The sequence below is a fragment of the Paenibacillus sp. BR2-3 genome (assembly GCF_046529485.1).
GTDB lineage: Bacteria > Bacillota > Bacilli > Paenibacillales > Paenibacillaceae > Paenibacillus_AQ.
Window position 1 is genome coordinate 464,080 of record NZ_CP126311.1, and the last position, 16,725, is coordinate 480,804.

General features: G+C 46.4%; 16 protein-coding genes and 1 pseudogene. All 17 read left to right on the forward strand.

All coding sequences use genetic code 11. From position 1 onward, the window contains the following. Positions 1–122: 122 nt before the first annotated feature. A complete protein-coding gene (ctaD, locus tag PaeBR_RS02290; protein ID WP_410515055.1) occupies positions 123–1,970 on the forward strand; it encodes a cytochrome c oxidase subunit I in 1,848 nt (615 codons plus the stop codon). Continuing rightward, a complete protein-coding gene (locus PaeBR_RS02295) occupies positions 1,967–2,593 on the forward strand; it encodes a cytochrome (ubi)quinol oxidase subunit III (protein ID WP_410513307.1) in 627 nt (208 codons plus the stop codon). The genes ctaD and PaeBR_RS02295 overlap by 4 nt, the downstream gene beginning before the upstream one ends. A gap of 4 nt (positions 2,594–2,597) precedes the next feature. Next, positions 2,598–2,921: a cytochrome C oxidase subunit IV family protein gene (locus PaeBR_RS02300; protein ID WP_410513308.1), complete on the forward strand. Its 324-nt coding sequence runs from the start codon at positions 2,598–2,600 to the stop codon at positions 2,919–2,921. Positions 2,922–3,013: 92 nt separating this feature from the next. Further along, on the forward strand, positions 3,014–3,934 hold the full coding sequence (gene ctaG, locus PaeBR_RS02305; protein ID WP_410513309.1) for a cytochrome c oxidase assembly factor CtaG: 921 nt from the start codon (positions 3,014–3,016) through the stop codon (positions 3,932–3,934). 25 nt (positions 3,935–3,959) lie between these two features. Next, positions 3,960–4,424, forward strand: coding sequence for a DUF420 domain-containing protein (locus tag PaeBR_RS02310; RefSeq protein ID WP_410513310.1), 465 nt, complete (start codon positions 3,960–3,962; stop codon positions 4,422–4,424). A gap of 223 nt (positions 4,425–4,647) precedes the next feature. Then, complete coding sequence (locus PaeBR_RS02315) at positions 4,648–5,268, forward strand: hypothetical protein (protein ID WP_410513311.1); 621 nt, start codon at positions 4,648–4,650, stop codon at positions 5,266–5,268. A gap of 60 nt (positions 5,269–5,328) precedes the next feature. Then, on the forward strand, positions 5,329–5,724 hold the full coding sequence (locus PaeBR_RS02320; RefSeq protein ID WP_410513312.1) for a GntR family transcriptional regulator: 396 nt from the start codon (positions 5,329–5,331) through the stop codon (positions 5,722–5,724). Positions 5,725–5,751: 27 nt separating this feature from the next. Beyond that, positions 5,752–6,669: pseudogene (locus tag PaeBR_RS02325) on the forward strand (ATP-binding cassette domain-containing protein). 3 nt (positions 6,670–6,672) lie between these two features. Next, positions 6,673–7,575: an ABC transporter ATP-binding protein gene (locus PaeBR_RS02330; RefSeq protein WP_410513313.1), complete on the forward strand. Its 903-nt coding sequence runs from the start codon at positions 6,673–6,675 to the stop codon at positions 7,573–7,575. After that, positions 7,568–8,863 (forward strand): ABC transporter permease, encoded by a 1,296-nt coding sequence (locus PaeBR_RS02335; RefSeq protein WP_410513314.1) that lies wholly within the window; start codon positions 7,568–7,570, stop codon positions 8,861–8,863. Before PaeBR_RS02330 ends, PaeBR_RS02335 begins: the two co-directional genes overlap by 8 nt. A gap of 353 nt (positions 8,864–9,216) precedes the next feature. Then, on the forward strand, positions 9,217–9,798 hold the full coding sequence (locus PaeBR_RS02340) for a glycerol-3-phosphate responsive antiterminator (protein ID WP_410513315.1): 582 nt from the start codon (positions 9,217–9,219) through the stop codon (positions 9,796–9,798). 150 nt (positions 9,799–9,948) lie between these two features. Next, entirely contained in the window at positions 9,949–11,334 is a 1,386-nt protein-coding gene (locus PaeBR_RS02345) for an alkaline phosphatase family protein (protein ID WP_410513316.1), read from the forward strand. Then, positions 11,315–12,115 (forward strand): HAD-IIA family hydrolase, encoded by an 801-nt coding sequence (locus PaeBR_RS02350; protein ID WP_410513317.1) that lies wholly within the window; start codon positions 11,315–11,317, stop codon positions 12,113–12,115. The genes PaeBR_RS02345 and PaeBR_RS02350 overlap by 20 nt, the downstream gene beginning before the upstream one ends. A gap of 23 nt (positions 12,116–12,138) precedes the next feature. Further along, positions 12,139–13,308: an extracellular solute-binding protein gene (locus PaeBR_RS02355; RefSeq protein ID WP_410513318.1), complete on the forward strand. Its 1,170-nt coding sequence runs from the start codon at positions 12,139–12,141 to the stop codon at positions 13,306–13,308. A gap of 254 nt (positions 13,309–13,562) precedes the next feature. Continuing rightward, complete coding sequence (locus PaeBR_RS02360; RefSeq protein WP_410513319.1) at positions 13,563–14,216, forward strand: ABC transporter permease; 654 nt, start codon at positions 13,563–13,565, stop codon at positions 14,214–14,216. After that, on the forward strand, positions 14,217–15,053 hold the full coding sequence (locus PaeBR_RS02365) for an ABC transporter permease (RefSeq protein ID WP_410513320.1): 837 nt from the start codon (positions 14,217–14,219) through the stop codon (positions 15,051–15,053). It abuts the gene before it with no gap. After that, on the forward strand, positions 15,050–16,141 hold the full coding sequence (locus PaeBR_RS02370; RefSeq protein WP_410513321.1) for an ABC transporter ATP-binding protein: 1,092 nt from the start codon (positions 15,050–15,052) through the stop codon (positions 16,139–16,141). The genes PaeBR_RS02365 and PaeBR_RS02370 overlap by 4 nt, the downstream gene beginning before the upstream one ends. Positions 16,142–16,725: the final 584 nt, after the last annotated feature.

A 16,725-nucleotide genomic window follows, 5' to 3' on the forward strand; every position in this document is an offset into this window, starting at 1 on the left:
GACATAGCCCATAACGAGCAGCATATATGAAGAGGGGGGGAAGTACCTTGGCTCACGCACATACCTTGAACCCATCCAAGCCTTTAGGGCAGGGGCACAGCGTCAAGCGCCACACCGGGCTGATGGATTGGATTACAACGGTCGATCATAAGAAAATAGCCATTTTGTACCTGTGGGCTGGAGGATTGTTTTTTGGAATTGGAGGACTTGAGGCGATCTTGATCCGCATCCAATTGATTAAGCCAATGAATACTTTTCTGGATGCACAGACCTTCAATGAGCTGATTACAATGCATGGAACGACGATGATTTTTCTAGGTGTCATGCCCGTTATCTTTGCACTTATGAATGCGGTTATTCCACTGCAGATTGGCGCTCGCGACGTTGCCTTTCCTTTTTTGAATGCGCTTGGCTTCTGGACCTTCCTCTTCGGCGGGATTCTGCTTAATCTCAGCTGGATTATGGGCGGCGCGCCCGATGCAGGCTGGACCTCTTATACACCGTTGTCGAGCTCGACCTACAGCAGCACGCACGGAGTGGACTTTTACACGATTGGCCTGCAGATAGCCGGTCTCGGTACCTTAATTGGCGGGATTAACTTTCTGGCAACGATTATTACGATGCGTGCGCCGGGAATGTCCTTTATGCGGATGCCGATGTTCGCCTGGACGACTTTTATTACCTCTGCTATTATCCTGTTCGCTTTCCCTGCCATTACTGTAGGTTTGGTACTGCTTACCTTCGACCGGATTCTGGGAGCTAATTTCTTCGAAGTGGGGGCAGGGGGCAACCCTGTGCTCTGGCAGCATATCTTCTGGATCTTCGGGCATCCCGAAGTGTATATTCTCATTCTTCCGGCGTTTGGTATCATCTCCGAGGTTATTCCAACCTTTTCGCGCAAGCGGCTGTTCGGCTATAGTTCTATGGTGTTCGCCACCATCCTGATTGCGTTTCTGGGGTTCATGGTATGGGCACATCATATGTTCACAACAGGTCTCGGACCGGTAGCGAACGCGCTGTTCTCTGTATCCACGATGCTGATTGCCGTTCCGACAGGGATCAAAATCTTCAACTGGCTGTTCACGATGTGGGGCGGGCAGGTGCGCTTCACCACGCCTAATCTGTTCGCCGCCGGCTTTATCCCGACCTTTACCATGGGAGGCGTAACGGGTGTGATGCTTGCTTCCGCGCCTGCCGATTTCCAGTTCCATGATACGTATTTCGTCGTGGCCCATTTCCATTACGTTATTGTCGGCGGTCTGGTACTGGGGCTCTTCGCGGGTCTGCATTACTGGTGGCCGAAAATGTTCGGGCGGATGCTGGACGAAACTCTGGGCAAGTGGACGTTCTGGACGTTTATCATCGGATTCCATCTGACATTTTTTGTTCAGCATTTCCTCGGACTGATGGGCATGCAGCGCCGCGTATTTACGTATTTGCCGAATCAGCAGTTTGACCTGCTGAACTTGATCAGTACCATTGGCGCAATGCTGATGGGTGTTGGAATGCTTATATTCCTTGCGAATATCTTCCTTACCTCAAGAAGACCGGCCGATGCTGCGGATGACCCTTGGGAAGACGGCCGTACGCTGGAGTGGAGCATTCCTTCCCCGCCGCCGGAATACAATTTCAAGCAAACTCCGCTTGTACGAGGTATTGATGCCTTTTGGAAGGAAAAAACGGCGGGTCATAAGGCTATGACTCCGGCTGAGCCTGTCGGGTCCATCCATATGCCGTCGGCAACGGCGCTGCCGTTCGTGATGTCGGTAGGGATTTTCATCGCCGGGCTAGGGTTTATGTTCAGCCGGGATGAATTCGGGAATGCCTTTATGAGTTTCTTATTCAACAATTATATTGTTACCGCGATTGGACTTCTCATTACGTTCGGAGCTATGCTGGTACGATCGCTTTATGACGATCACGGCTGGCACATCGAACCTGAAGAGCTGGAAGGAAGTGAGAAGTCATGACAACGGCACACGCAGAAGCTGCTAAGGGTACACTTCCACACGAACCTGAAAAAGCTACTGTTGAAGGACGCAACAAGGTGCTGGCCTTTTGGCTGTTCCTGGGCGGAGAGGCGGTCCTCTTCGGCACCCTCTTTGCCACCTTTCTGGCGCTGCGCAATCAGACGAATGAAGGGCCTTCAGCCAATGAGCTGTTTCATCTGCCGCTTGTAGCAGCGGCCACGTTCCTCCTGCTCGTCAGCAGTCTGACCAGCGTATTCGCCATTCAGGCGATGCACAGGAACCGGACGGCGATGCTCCGGAACTGGCTGATTATTACAGTAGTGCTTGGACTAGGCTTTCTTGGCCTGGAAATTTATGAGTTTTCCCAATATGTAAGACATGAGAAATTTGGTATGACTACAAGCGCGTTCAGCTCGGCCTTCTATACGCTGGTAGGCTTTCACGGCGCTCACGTGGCTTTCGGTATCGTTTGGATTTCGATTCTAATTGCACAGCTGGCACGCAAAGGGCTGACGGTTGTGACCGCTCCAAAAATCTATGTATCGGCCATGTACTGGCACTTTATCGACGTGGTGTGGGTGTTTATCTTCACCGTTGTATACCTGCTTGGAAAGGTGGGCTAGGGCCATGACGACTGAACAGCATTCGCAGGGGGATGGCGTGAAGCACCGTCATCGGCATGAAGGGCCGCAGAGGCATATTGTCGTCTTCATATTTTCTATTGTGCTGACGCTTATAGCTTTCGCGGCGGTGGCCGCTGGCGGCATAAATCCTACATTTGCAGTCGTTCTTCTGCTGGTAATGGCTGTGCTGCAGGTTATTTTGCAGATGGGGTTCTGGATGCACCTGAAGGACAAAGGACATTTGCTGCCGATTATCTTTATGCTGGGTGGATTTTTTATCGCAGGGACCTGTATTGTAATGGCCCTTTACTGGGTATGGTGGGATTAGTAAAAAAGGGGAGAGGCGGGCTGTGAGCCCCCTCTTTTTTACTCTATTTCATATTTTTATCAAATGGATGCCCTGCGCGAGGAGGTTTGATCATGCTGGGATTGGAATATTTTAGCTTTGCTGATTTGTGGAGTCCGCTGTTCCTGGCGGGGATGCTGCTGCTGACGGCGGGATACTTCGTGCTGATCGGCCCGCTCTCGGCCCGGTTTTCCGGCTCGGCCCCGGTACCTCTCCGGCTCCGATTTCTGTTCGTGCTCGGAATGGCTGCGCTCTATCTCGCCCAGGGCGGACCGGTAAGTCTGCTTGGGCATATGATGTTCTCGTTCCATATGGTTAGTATGGCCTTGTCCTATCTGGTTGCCGTACCGCTCCTTATGATGGGTATTCCCGACTGGGTGTGGCGGGCGGTGCTGAAGGTTAACCCGTTGCGGGGGTTGTCCTTTCTGGCACATCCCGTCGTTGCTGCGCTGCTGTTCAACGGATTATTCTCCTTGTATCACATTCCGGTGATCCATGACTATGTAATGTTGCATTTCACCGTTCACCGCCTGTATTATACCGTATTGTTCGTGACTGCCGGGTTAATGTGGTGGACGCTGATCAATCCGCTGCCGGAGCGCAGAATGGCATCCGGGCTGGGCAAAATCGGCTTTATTTTCCTCAACATGGTTCTGCTGACTCCAGCCTGCGGATTGATTATATTTGCCGATAGGCCGTTATACGCCACTTATAGTGATCCGGACACCTGGGCAAGGGCGATGGGCTATTGTGTATCGGGTGATCCCGCAGCATTGCTTAAGTCTTTCGGGGGTCCTGCGTTCTTCGGGTGGTTGGCACCAAAGGTGGATCAGCAGGTAGGAGGCATCGCCATGAAGTTCATTCAGGAATTTATTTTTGCCTCCATGCTTGCTTATGTGTTCTATCATTGGTATAAAAAAGAGAACGGGCAAGACGACTCGGAAGAGTCGCCGCCATCCTCAGAACTGGAGAGTGGCAGCTTGACCCGTGCATAGCTGGCCACTGCCGAGGGGGATAATCATGGATATTTTCACACTGTTTCCAACGATCAGCACATCGTTCATCGTGATCAGCGCGGTGCTGGTGGCGATTGGCTGGAGACTGATTATTAAGGGTAAGCGCGAGGCGCATAAGAAGGCGATGATCGCCGCCGCTGTCGCTGCTCTGCTGTTTTTCATTGTTTACGTATCAAGAACGCTGTTTGTCGGAAACACCTCCTGGGGCGGACCTGAAGAGCTGAGTGCGATCTATCATGTATTTCTGATCTTCCACATCGTTCTGGCTACGGTAGCCGCAGTATTCGGACTTACCACAATCACTCTTGGATTCAAGGCGAAGTATGCCAAGCACCGTAAATGGGGCAGAATTACATCCGTGATCTGGTTCGTAACCGCCATAACGGGTGTGATGGTATACGTGCTGCTATATATGCTGTATCCGGGTGGACATACGAAGCCGGTATGGGAAGTTATTTTGGGTGCTTAACAACAGGAATAATAGCTTCAAAACACAAATATAAAATAGAGGCCGGGCACAATCGTGTCCGGCTTTTGTTGTGCCAGCGCAAGAACAAACGGATGGCAATTAGCCAAAAATACGTTCAGTGAAAAATAGATTGACGATGGAAAATAAAGGACATATACTGTGTATATAGATATATACAGTAAGCACAGGAAACTAAATACCTGCTTATGAGCTTGTGGAGCGAATGTTTTTTACAGGTCTGCTGATTAATAGCTCGGTAGGTGGCGTGGAACGGACCGCGATTACAGACTTCATGCTGATGTCGCTGCTTCCGATCCTGGGGTTCACGTATTCCCGTCGTTCGTTCAAGTATTGGAGCGAGGATTCATACACGAAAATGCTGGCCTATCTCCAAAGTTTGCCGATCCCGATTGCAGTTATTTTGTGCAAAAGAAAGCTTCAGGCTCTTCTGTCCTTCGCCCTAAACGGTATTCTGTACTTCGGATTAATCTATGCCCTGAGTGGAGATTTAAGGACAGAGTTATCGCCACTCCCCTATGTAGTCTTTGCCCTAACCTGGATCGGCTACGGACTGGTCATGACGGGTGTCTATGTTGCCATTGAATTTCTGTGCAGCGGCAAGATTTACTGCTGGATGACCATTCTCATTATGGCTTTGTGTGCGGGGGCGTCGCTGCTGGTGAAGCTGGCGGGAGGAAATTTACTTTTCTACACGATCTCGTACTCGAAGGAATATGGGGTGGCATCTCCCTTAATGTGGGGAAGTTTTTTGGCCGGGGTGATTTCTATCCAGTTATTAGCCAAATGGACCATGCAGCGGCTGAAGAAGCGTGATCTCGTATGATCTGTAAGAAGTGTAAGGAAGTGTTCCGGCACGCCGGAATGGAAGGTGGGGTGCAGAATCGTGTGGATACCGATACAAATTAATGAGAATAGTGCAGAACCGCTTTATCACCAGATAGAGACTCAGCTGCGGTCACTGATTATAAGCGGGGTTATTGCAGAGGGAACGCTGCTCCCCTCTATACGTGAATTTGCCGGCGACCTGAACTGCAGCGTGATTACCGTACGCCGGGTATATCAGGATTTGGAGGGTGAAGGGATGCTGCGAACAAGACAAGGAACAGGCACCTTTGTTTCCCATGTGGGGGATGCCGCACGTGAAGATTATAAGCGGGATGCAGTGACGAAGGCGCTGGAGGCAGCAGTGGACCTGGCCCGTTCGGTCCATAGCAGTGAAGTGGAGCTGAAGGGGATTTTTCAGGAGATTGTGGAGCGGAAATATAAAGATCAGGGATGAAGGGTGGGTTCTGCTAGGATGGTACAGATGGCAATAGAACTGCGGAATGTGCGCAAACAGCGGCGTACCAAAACGATAGGGCCGCTTAACCTGAAGCTGCCGGAAGGTCATATCATCGCTTTGGTAGGGCAGAATGGTTCTGGTAAAAGTACTTTGCTGCAAATGCTGCTGCAGCTGACTCACCCGGAGGAAGGGAAGATTCACTGGTTCGAAGGAGAGCATGGGGAAGGGCATCCGCTGGAGCTTCGCCAGACCATAGCCTACGTTCCGGAAATTTCACTCACGTAGGAGAATCACTGGAGGGCGGAGGAGGCGGCCGGATTTCGAAGTTATTGGTACCCGAAGTGGGACAGCCGATATTTCAATGGCCTGCTGGATAAGTTCGAGGTTCCGCGAAATATCAAGCTTGGCAAAATGTCAAAAGGAGAGCGGCGCAAGTTCGAAATTGCCGCTGCGCTTGCGGTACAACCCCGTCTGCTGTTGCTCGATGAGCCTTCTTCGGGTCTGGACCCTTTTGCCTGGAAGACAATGATAGAGATTCTGCGCCGTTATATGGATGAGAATAATGCCACGATCGTCATCTCCACCCATATTGTGGAGGAGGTTCGGCGGCTGGCTGATTATATTGTACTTATGCATCAGGGAAAGGTGCTCGGCATGGCAGAGAAGGATAGTCTGTATGACCAGTGGACCGAGGTTTGGGTGAACGCAAGTGAGGAAGAGCTTAAAGAACTGGCCGGTGACTTTCCCGGCACACCTTACTGGACGATTCAAACTCCTGGAGTGGCTTCCTTTGTTACGCAACATTTTCATAAAATTGAGAAACGCATCCATGATTTGGGCGTAAAGGTTATGAAGAGCCGCAGTTTGGAGCTGGACGAAATACTCAGCTTGTGGACGCAAGGGCATGACCCTGAATTAGTTGGACTGAAGGAGAGGGATTAGAGAATGGAAGCTTTGAAGCTTGAAGGTGTGGTGAAGCAGTTCGGAGATAAGACCGCTGTAAACGGAATTAACCTCAGTGTGGGCCAAGGTGAGATATACGGGTTGCTTGGGGCTAATGGAGCGGGCAAAACCACGACTATGCGTATGGTGCTTGGCCTAATCTATCCGGACGAAGGGAAGATCCTGTATAACGGCAAATCTTTTAATAGTGAGCTTCAGCAAATCATGGGCTACCTCCCGGAAGAGCGGGGGCTGTATCCGAAGGTGAAGGTTAGCGAACAAATCGTCTATCTGGCCCGGCTGCGCGGCATGAGTGCAAGTGAGGCGGATAAAAGTCTGCGTTACTGGCTGGACCGGTTCGATGTGCCGGAATACTACAACAAGAAGATCGAAGAGCTGTCCAAAGGCAATCAGCAAAAAATGGGCTTTATCGCCGCAGTTGTCCATAAACCGCAAATTCTGATTCTTGACGAAGCGTTCAGCGGTCTGGACCCCGTCAATGTGGAGCTATTGAAGGACACGGTCAGGGAAATGCGTGATCAGGGTACCAGTATCCTGTTCTCTACGCACCGGATGGAGCATGTCGAAGAGCTATGCCGCCATATTACCATTATGGATCGTTCCAATACGGTGGTTCAGGGTGATATCCGTGAAATTAAGAAGGGCTATCCGCGTGAGGAAGTACTGCTGCGTACCACAGGTGAGGTTGCGGGTCTAGAGGCTGTTGCGGGTGTAACCCGTGTGCAGCGGCAGGAGCGGGGCTATCTGCTGTCCATTAACGAGATTGGAGCCGCACAGCGGATATTGCAACTTGCGGTAGCGCAGGGGGAAGTTGAGCATTTTGAAATCAAGGAACCGACGTTAAACCAAATCTTTATCAGAGCGGTGGGTGAATCTCATGAATAAGATGGGGACAATTATTGCCTTTACCTTTAAGAATAAAGTAAAAACGAAGTCTTTTATGATTACTACGTTGATTCTGGTTCTGCTGCTCAGTATTGGGATGAATATTCCTTACTTTATCAAATTATTTCAGGGCGAGGATGGAGCGAAGAATGCAGGAATCCATCTTGCAGTTGTCGCCGAGAGCGGAAACCGTGCGGCGGAGTTGTTACAGAATTATGCTTCTGGAGCTGCCGGCACGGGTACGGATGAAGTCACTGTGGAGCAATACACCTCAGTTGACGATGCTGGTCTGCAGCAAGCCCTAGATGATGAGGAACTAGACGGTTATATCCAGTTGGGTGCGGTTGGCAGCACGGGGCTGCCTCCGGTAACCTTTTACAGCCCGGATAGAGATTTGGACGGAGACGTTCAAACTTTTCTTCAAATGGCACTGCAGCAAGTAAACGCACAGCTGATCGCCGGCGACAAGCTTACCCCGGAGCAGATCGGCGCGATGAGCGCACCGGTGCAAATCGACACGCAGCAGATCAGCTCTGAGGGTGCTGGCGCAGCAGAGGAGAAGGATGCGCCGCAGATCATTAATTACGTTATCGTATATGCACTGCTAATGATGTTCTTTATGTCCTTAATGATGACAGGAAATATGATTGCGGCTGAGGTCACCTCGGAAAAAAGCTCGCGCATCATGGAAATTCTCATTACGAGCGCCTCGCCGCTTGCCCAGATGTTCGGCAAGGTGATCGGTATCTTCTTAATCGGATTACTGCAAATTGCTATTATAGCGGCTGCTGTTGCCACTAACCTGATGCTCCCGCATAATGCGGCTATCTTGACTGATTTTGACCTGGATCTCGGCCAGCTTAATGTCAATCTGCTTATCTACGGATTGGTTCTCTATATTCTGGGGTACTTCCTGTATGCCTTAATCTACGCTGCTATCGGCTCCATCGTCAGTCGTACCGAGGATCTGGGGCAGGCGGTGATGCCGCTGACCATGCTGGGACTTGTGACTTTTTACATCCCGTTATTCAGTATTTCCAATGCCGATATCCTGCTGGTCAAGGTAGCTAGCTATATTCCTTTCACTTCCCCGCTCAGCATGCTGCTGCGGATTGGGGTAGGTAATGTGGCGATGTGGGAGATCTTAGTGTCCCTGGTCCTGCTGCTGGCCTCCATCTTGTTCTTCGGCTGGCTCGCCGCCAAGATCTACCGGACCGGCGTGCTCATGTACGGCAAGCGTCCTACTATTAAGGAGATTAGAAGAGCGATGAAGGCGTATAAGATATAAGATAATAGGAGTTGTGGTGGGTAACACTTACTGTTGTCACACGTTGGACTAACTAATGTCATAAGAAATAAGATGATCTGTCAGATTAAACCCCCACAATCATGAGAAAAGCCAATGATTGTGGGGGTTTTATACAAAATCGACACTTTCCAAAACATGTGAAAATGGAGATGAGTAGCCTCCGGAGGACGTTGATGCAAGAAATGAAATCATAAACTCCTCTTTTGTATTTGCCGAATTACAGTCCCGAGATAATAACAATTTTATGTTCATTTTACAAACCATTGACATACTCATAATAGTTATTGGTTATTCTAATAACAGATATCGACGAAACAGAGAGGTAGTACATCATGAATCTGCTTCACAAAGTTGGTCAGAAGCCGATTATCGCCGCTGTACGCAATTTGCAATACGTAGAAAAAGCAATAGAAAGCCAAGTGGATAATATTTTTTTCATGGGTGGAACGGTAAAGGAAATTATTAACGCCGTTCAGTTGGTCAAGCAAGCCGGTAAAAGCGCTTTTGTCCATGTCGATTTGATAAAGGGCTTATCCAATACCGACAAAGAAACGGTAAGCTTTATAGCTGATTACATTGGAGCGGACGGAATTGTCACGCCGAAAAGTCATCTGATCGCTGAAGCGAAAAAAGCCAATTTATTCGGAATACTTCACTTGTTTATTATCGATTCTCTAGCGCTGCAAAATGGACTAAGGGCAGTAGAGAATGTTTGCCCTGATGGAGTGGAGCTTATGCCTGGGGTTGTTCGTAAAACGATCGCTGCTTTTACGGACGCATATAATCATATCCCCATCATCGCGAGCGGGCTCATTCATACGAAAGAAGATGCAGTCGAATGTCTAGAGGCCGGCGCAACTTCGCTTTCCGTCAGTGAACAAAGCTTGTGGTCATTAACTTTTCAAGATATATAAATATCCCTATATGTTTAGAGTCGTGCCGAGAGAAAGCTCTGAACAATAAACAGAAACTTAGCATTGCTATGTCTGTTTATTGTCGAGCTTTCTCTTTTTCTGTTCATTTTATTTTACTGAAGCAAAACTAACTCTAAGGTGGGGATGAAAATGAGCTCTGGAGCAGCCAGTCAACAGCCTTCTTATATCATTTTACTCAGCATTGACGGTATGGCGAACTTCTACTTGCAGGAACCGCAGGTTAGAATGCCGCATCTAAGATCTTTGATCAAGCATGGTGTAGTTGCCAATGCGATGAAAAGCGTATTTCCAACGGCGACCTGGGCTATACATTCCAGCATCGTTACCGGCACATATCCCCGCAAGCACGGGATTCTAGGAAACTGGGTGATGAATCGCTCCACGAAAAGCGTCGGCGAATATTTTAGCGACAGCACTTGGGGCAAAGAAGATATTCTTCAAAGAGAGGCCATTTATGACACGGCCAAACGTCTGGGATGGACAACGGCTTCCGTATGCTGGCCTGTTACAAGAGAAGCCAAATCGATTGATTACAACATTCCTGAATTCTATGATCAGGATTTATTTGAAAGCTATGCTACACCCGGTTTGTGGAAAGAGCTTAAAGAAGCGGGATTGCCGGTTGAACATTACGGTTCCTGGAGCAAGGATCATGCCCGGGGGCACATGCAGGATTGGATGACGACAGAAGTTGCCAAGCATTTGATACAGAGGCATAAGCCTAATCTCATGCTGCTACATTATTTGCTTCCGGACAGCTACCAGCATGATTACGGCACCCGTTCGCAAGAAGTATACTGGTCCTTGGAATATATTGACGAGCGGATTGGGGAGCTCGTTTCGACTCTGAAAGAAGAAGGGATCTGGGAGGACACCGCTCTATGTATCGTATCCGATCATGGATTCGTCGATACGACGAAAACGGTTTTCCCCAATGTATGCTTCAAACAAAAAGGCTGGTTCGATCCGGATCAACCGGAGCAAAGCAAGGTGGCAGCGGTATCCAATGGCGGTTCCGGATACGTGTATATATTTGAAGAAGACCCCACTATGAAAGCTGCATTGAAGCGGCAAGTGAAACAAGCCTTGCAGGAAATGGAAGGGGTAGGCAGACTCTTTGAACCGCAGGATTATGAAAGTTTGGGTTTGCCTGTTGAAGGGGAAATGGAGGATCAACGTCCGGATTTTGCTTTTGAAGCTGAGATGGATTGTTTCATTCATTTTGAACACGAGGGAGATCTTGTGTTTATGCAAGGAACTAAGTTTCAAGGGATGCACGGCTACTTGCCTGATCATGAGGAATTGAAATGCATCTTTGTTGCCTCAGGCAAATCGATTCCTTCAGGCATGCAAATACCCGAAATTCATATCGTCGATGTAGCTCCGACACTTTTAAGTATGATGGGAGGTGATATTCCCGGGATGGATGGGCAGGCCATTGATTTCAAAACTAATTGCAAAGGAGAAAGAAATGGGCAATATAGCAATGAACAGCATGAAAGCATTTCTTTTTGATTTGGACGGATGCATCTATTATGGCGATACGCCGGCTGCCGGGGCTAAAGAACTGTTGGAACTCCTCAAACATGAAGGGAAGCGTTGTTTCTTCGTTACCAATAATTCAACTCAGACGGCAAAAGAGATTGCTTCCAAAATGAGTCGCATCGGCATAGATTCCGAACCTGATGAAATTATTGCGGTAACGGACAACGCAGGTCATTACATTAAGGGGAAATTCGGCGGCTGTGTCAAGGTCAAGGTAGCGGGCAGCGAAGCATTGCAAAGCTCGATACTCGATGCGGGACATGAACTTATTCCGATCGACAATCCGGAGCCGGCCGATGTCATCCTTGTCGGAAGAGATGTTACGTTTGATTATGACAAGCTGCAAATGATCGTCAATGATGCTCACCGAGGAGCGAAAGTAATCGGGGCGAATTGCGATTCGCACCATGTTGGTAGCGGAGGGAAGATTGTTCCTGAAACGGGTTCTTTAATCGCATCGATTGAGACGATGATCGGCATGAAGGTCGAGCACATCGGCAAGCCCTCTCCTTATTTGTTTGAACATGTGATGAATCGATATGGAATTGCTCCTGATCACTGCATGATGGTTGGAGATAATTATCGGACTGATATTATCGGGGGAAGTCAGGCCGGTCTGAAAACCGTCTGGATTAATGAATATAATCAAAATATTCAAGAAGAAAAGGATGGAATAATTCCAGATTATATCGTGAACAATATGGACCATCTGTTAAAGATCTATTTGGGTCAAACCAATCTTATACTATAAATCAGATTAAAGGAGAGAATCATATGAAATCTATGTTTAAGGTGACCGTAATCTTGACATTATGCTTTGCTATTATTATCGGTTGTTCAAGCAAACCTGCTCCTGCTGACAGCAATAAAGAAAGTAAGGGAAATCAAGCTTCCGAGCAAAAGCAACAGTCAATCACATTTATTGATACCGCCGGTGGCGCAAATACACAAAAGTTTTTTAGCGATATTATTCCAAAAGCGTCAAGTGAACTAGGTATCAAAATTAATTATGTTACAGGGGCTGGCGCTGAAATCCAGCAAAGATTAGCCGCTCAGAAACAAGGAGAAGGCGATATAGATGTGCTTTTATTAAAACCGGATGGCATTGGTAATATGATTCAAGCAGGGATTCCTTTTGAAACTCTTGAAAATAATCCTGAAATACCTAATATTTCGCTGGTTGCTGCCGGAGAGCTAAAAGAAGCTTTAGGAGTAGCAACGAACGGTACAGCGGTTCCTTTCTGGCACGATCAATTCGGAATTTTATATAACTCTGACAAAATCAAAAACCCTCCAAAATCTTGGGAGGAATTTTATGAAAGACGTAATGAATGGGCAGGACACATCGGTATGATACGCCCGGATGCAAAGTCCGGTGGCGGAAGAATTATGCAACGGGATTTTCTTCTCGGTTACGGGGTAGATTTCTCCAAATCCTTTGAAGAGGTACAAAAAACAACCGAATGGACTAATGGGCTTGCCAAAATTGGTGATTTCTCCAAAGCGTTATTTAAGCCGTTAGCTTCTGAACCGCCAGTATTGTTCCAACAATTTGCCTCAGAAGATGTTTGGATTACAGAATACGCAATCGACTATACATTGTGGTCTAGAGACCAAGGATTGCTGCCTGAATCCGTTAAGTCGACCTTTTTCCCATCTGGCCATTATGGCGGAGCAGCTTATTTAGCAATTCCTTCAAGCATTTCGGACAGTCAGAAGGAACTTGCTTCCAGGTTCGTTAACTGGATGCTTTCGGAAAAGACACAAATAAATATGATGGAAACGCTGTGGATCTATATGGGTATCGATAAATATGACAACGTTCCTCAAACGGTATGGAATAATGTACCATCATGGGACGTGGTTAAGAATTCCAGAATACCGCTCAATAATAATGACGCTTATACTTTCCTAAAAGAAAAAGGAATGGATTTGGTAAAATAATTTTACAACTTGGCATTTGGAGGTGAAGTGAAATGAGGAATCTTGAAGTGAGATTCCTCATTTCTTTATCTATGCGATTCAAAAAAGACAATCTGCTCACATTGTTATTTCTATTTCCCGGGTTCGTATTTTTCATCGGTCTCTTTATTTATCCGGTATATATTACTTTCTTAAACAGTTTAACGATGAGAAATGATGCTGGATTTACCCTACAGAATTACATCGATATATTAAGCTCGGCTAAATATTGGAATGTGATTGGCATCACTTTTTTGTTGGCAATATCCACAACCCTACTGTCTATTCTTGTCGCACTGCCGCTAGCCTTGATCTTAAGAAAACGGGTGAAAGGCCATCAATTTATCCGTTTGCTGATTTTGCTGCCGTTAACGGTACTAGCCTTAATCAGTGCTCTCGGCCTGCTGATCGTTTGGGACAAAAATGGTTGGGTCAATTTGTTTCTGACGCAAGTGCTGCCATTTATCGATGAGCCGTTGAAAATAAATTATACCCTGTACGGCTTGATCTTATTTTATGCGTGGCTTTATTCCCCCCATACGATTTTGATGACATTATCATCTATTGAAGGAATCGACCGCAACGTGGAGCAGGCGGCTACGATTACGGGGGCCAAACCTTTTGAAGTGTTTCGATATATTACTTTGCCCTTAAGCATAAATGGTATTCGCTCCGGTTCGGTGATGACTTTTCTGCTTGCATTCGGTGCCTTTAATGTTCCGTTAATTGCCGGTGGAGATTACAGACCCCTGACAGTAACGATTTACACGGAAGCTGCTGTCTTTAATAACTGGCCCAAAGCTAGCGCTCTTGCCATTATTATGGGAATTCTTGAAATTATCTTTATTTTTATATACTTTAATTTTTTTAAAAAAAGGAGCGCATCTTAAATGAATCCGATCACACAGAGCATTCGGGCAATCAGAATTGGAAAAAGTATCGTGATTTACGCGTTCCTTTGGGGATTTGCCTTATTCATTCTTTCACCGCTCGCGGTAATTCTCGTGTCGGCTTTCGGAGAAGGATGGTTCGGCGCCAGATGGCTGCCTCAAAATTGGACTTTGCGCTGGTTCGAGTGGGCATTTCAAATGACAGATCTGGTTCAAGTTACAATAAATAGTATGATTATAGCAGCATTAACTATAATCATCAGTTTGTTGATTGGGATACCGACTGCTTGGGCAATAGGAAAAAGAAAGATACGCGCGAAAGAACTTCTGATCGCCCTTATTTTGCTTCCTAGAATGATACCGGAGTTAACTTATGCGTTAGGGACAGCAAAAATATTTTATACGATAGACCTGATTAACACTCATTTCGGTGTGGCGCTCGCACATTCCACAATTACCATTCCTTATGTGGTTTTAATCATGTCCTCTACTTTTGAAGCATTGGATCAAAGGGTCATAGATGCGGGCGGGGTCTGCGGTGCGAATTGGATTCAAAGGTTTCTTTATTTGATTCTTCCTATGTCCATGCCTGGCATCATGGCAGCGGTAATTTTCGCTTTTGTAACCTCATTTAATGAGTTTACTTTAAGCATGATGACTTACGGTCCGCAAACGGTTACCCTGCCGATCCAGACGTATCTTTCCATTGGCGACGGTTATAAAGAAATTGCAAGCGCCGTTTCCTTTGTTCTTTTAATCCCTTCCATTCTTATTCTTGGTGTTATCGTGAAGCAAATCAAACCGGAAAATTTAAATGGAGGAGTGAAAGGTTTATGAGAGACAAGAAGGTCATCATTGAATTAAAGAATATTACTAAAAAATTCGGTAGTGTAACGGTTGTGAATCAATTAAATTTAAGCATTTATGAGGGAGAAATGCTGACACTCCTCGGCTCCAGTGGCTGCGGTAAATCAACCACGCTGAACATGATTACAGGAAGTCTGACGCCAGATAGCGGAGAAATCTATATCAGAGGGAATGATTTGACTTATGTTCCGTCACACAAAAGAGAAATCGGATTGGTTTTTCAAAATTTCGCCCTTTTCCCACATATGACCGTTTTTGAAATCGTAGAATTCCCGCTTAAAATTCGAAAAGAAAATAAAAAAGATCGAAAAGTCAAAGTGATGGAGATGCTGCGGCTTGTTCAATTAGATCATTTAGCTGAACGATATCCGCGAGAATTATCTGGAGGACAGCAGCAGAGGGTTGGCTTAGCAAGGGCATTGATCTATGAACCTAAGGTCGTGTTATTTGATGAACCTCTTTCGAATTTGGACGCTAAATTGAGAGAAGAATTACGATTTGAAATTATGAATTTAAAAGATAGATTAAAATTTACTTCGATTTATGTCACTCACGATCAGGAAGAGGCGCTTACATTATCGGATCGAATTGCCGTGATGAAGAACGGAGTCATTCAGCAATTAGGGACGCCTCATGAAATATATAATGAACCGCAAACACTTTTTGTAGCAGACTTTGTTGGTATATCTAATAAAATTGTCGGACAATGTGTGGACAAAGATAACGGGCATGCGTCCATTCAAAGTGATGGTTTTCACTTAAGCGGAGTATTGCAGCATAATGAACTTCAAATCGGGGATCAAGTTATGGTGTTTATTAGGCCTGAGGATATTCAAATCAGTCATGAAGCTTCCGCCAAAGAAAATACATTTCAAGGAGAAGTCCGGAACATCGTATTTTCAGGAGAAAGAAAAGAATGTATGGTAAGCATCGAAGAGGGGATAACCATTCGGTTGTATATGAATAAGCAATCCGATATTGCCATTGGGCAAAAGTTGTTTGTACATCTTCCGAGCAGCAGCTGCAAAATTTTGAAGCATGAAGAAATGGTAGTTTAGAACAAACTCCTAATTGAACTTATGTGTATTTTGAATGCTCTCTGATGTCCACGCCAAGGACCGAGAGCATTTTCTTTTGGCAATAAGAGTAGCCAGATTTCCGTCGGCCATAGGGTAGCGTTTCCCTTTCGCCAGACCATGGTGACGATTGGAAGATATTCTCCAGGCAACCGCTTGCGGTCCCACAAAATATGCTCTCTCCCGGCACGGCTCCTCCCTAGGCAAAATGCAGTATTGTCGGTTAGAGAGAAAATCAAAGGATCTGTCACAAAATATATGCATTAAGCCTCCTCTGATTCAACTCGTTAATTTTAGGTCAACTTATACCTATCACTTGCCATTACGATGTTTCTCATCTGAGCCTCTAATAAACTCGCATTATTTAGTGCATATGCACAATAATATTCATCGGAATATCAATTGTTAAAAGTGAATGGTGCAAATATAATGAAAACGTATTCAAGCTAGTGAATAAGTTTAAGGAGAAATAGAAAGGGGTCACCAATAAATGTAGATTTAAGAAATCTTATATGTGAAAAATTTTACAAAGTTTGAGTACTAACAGTAGCTCAATGGGGTTTACA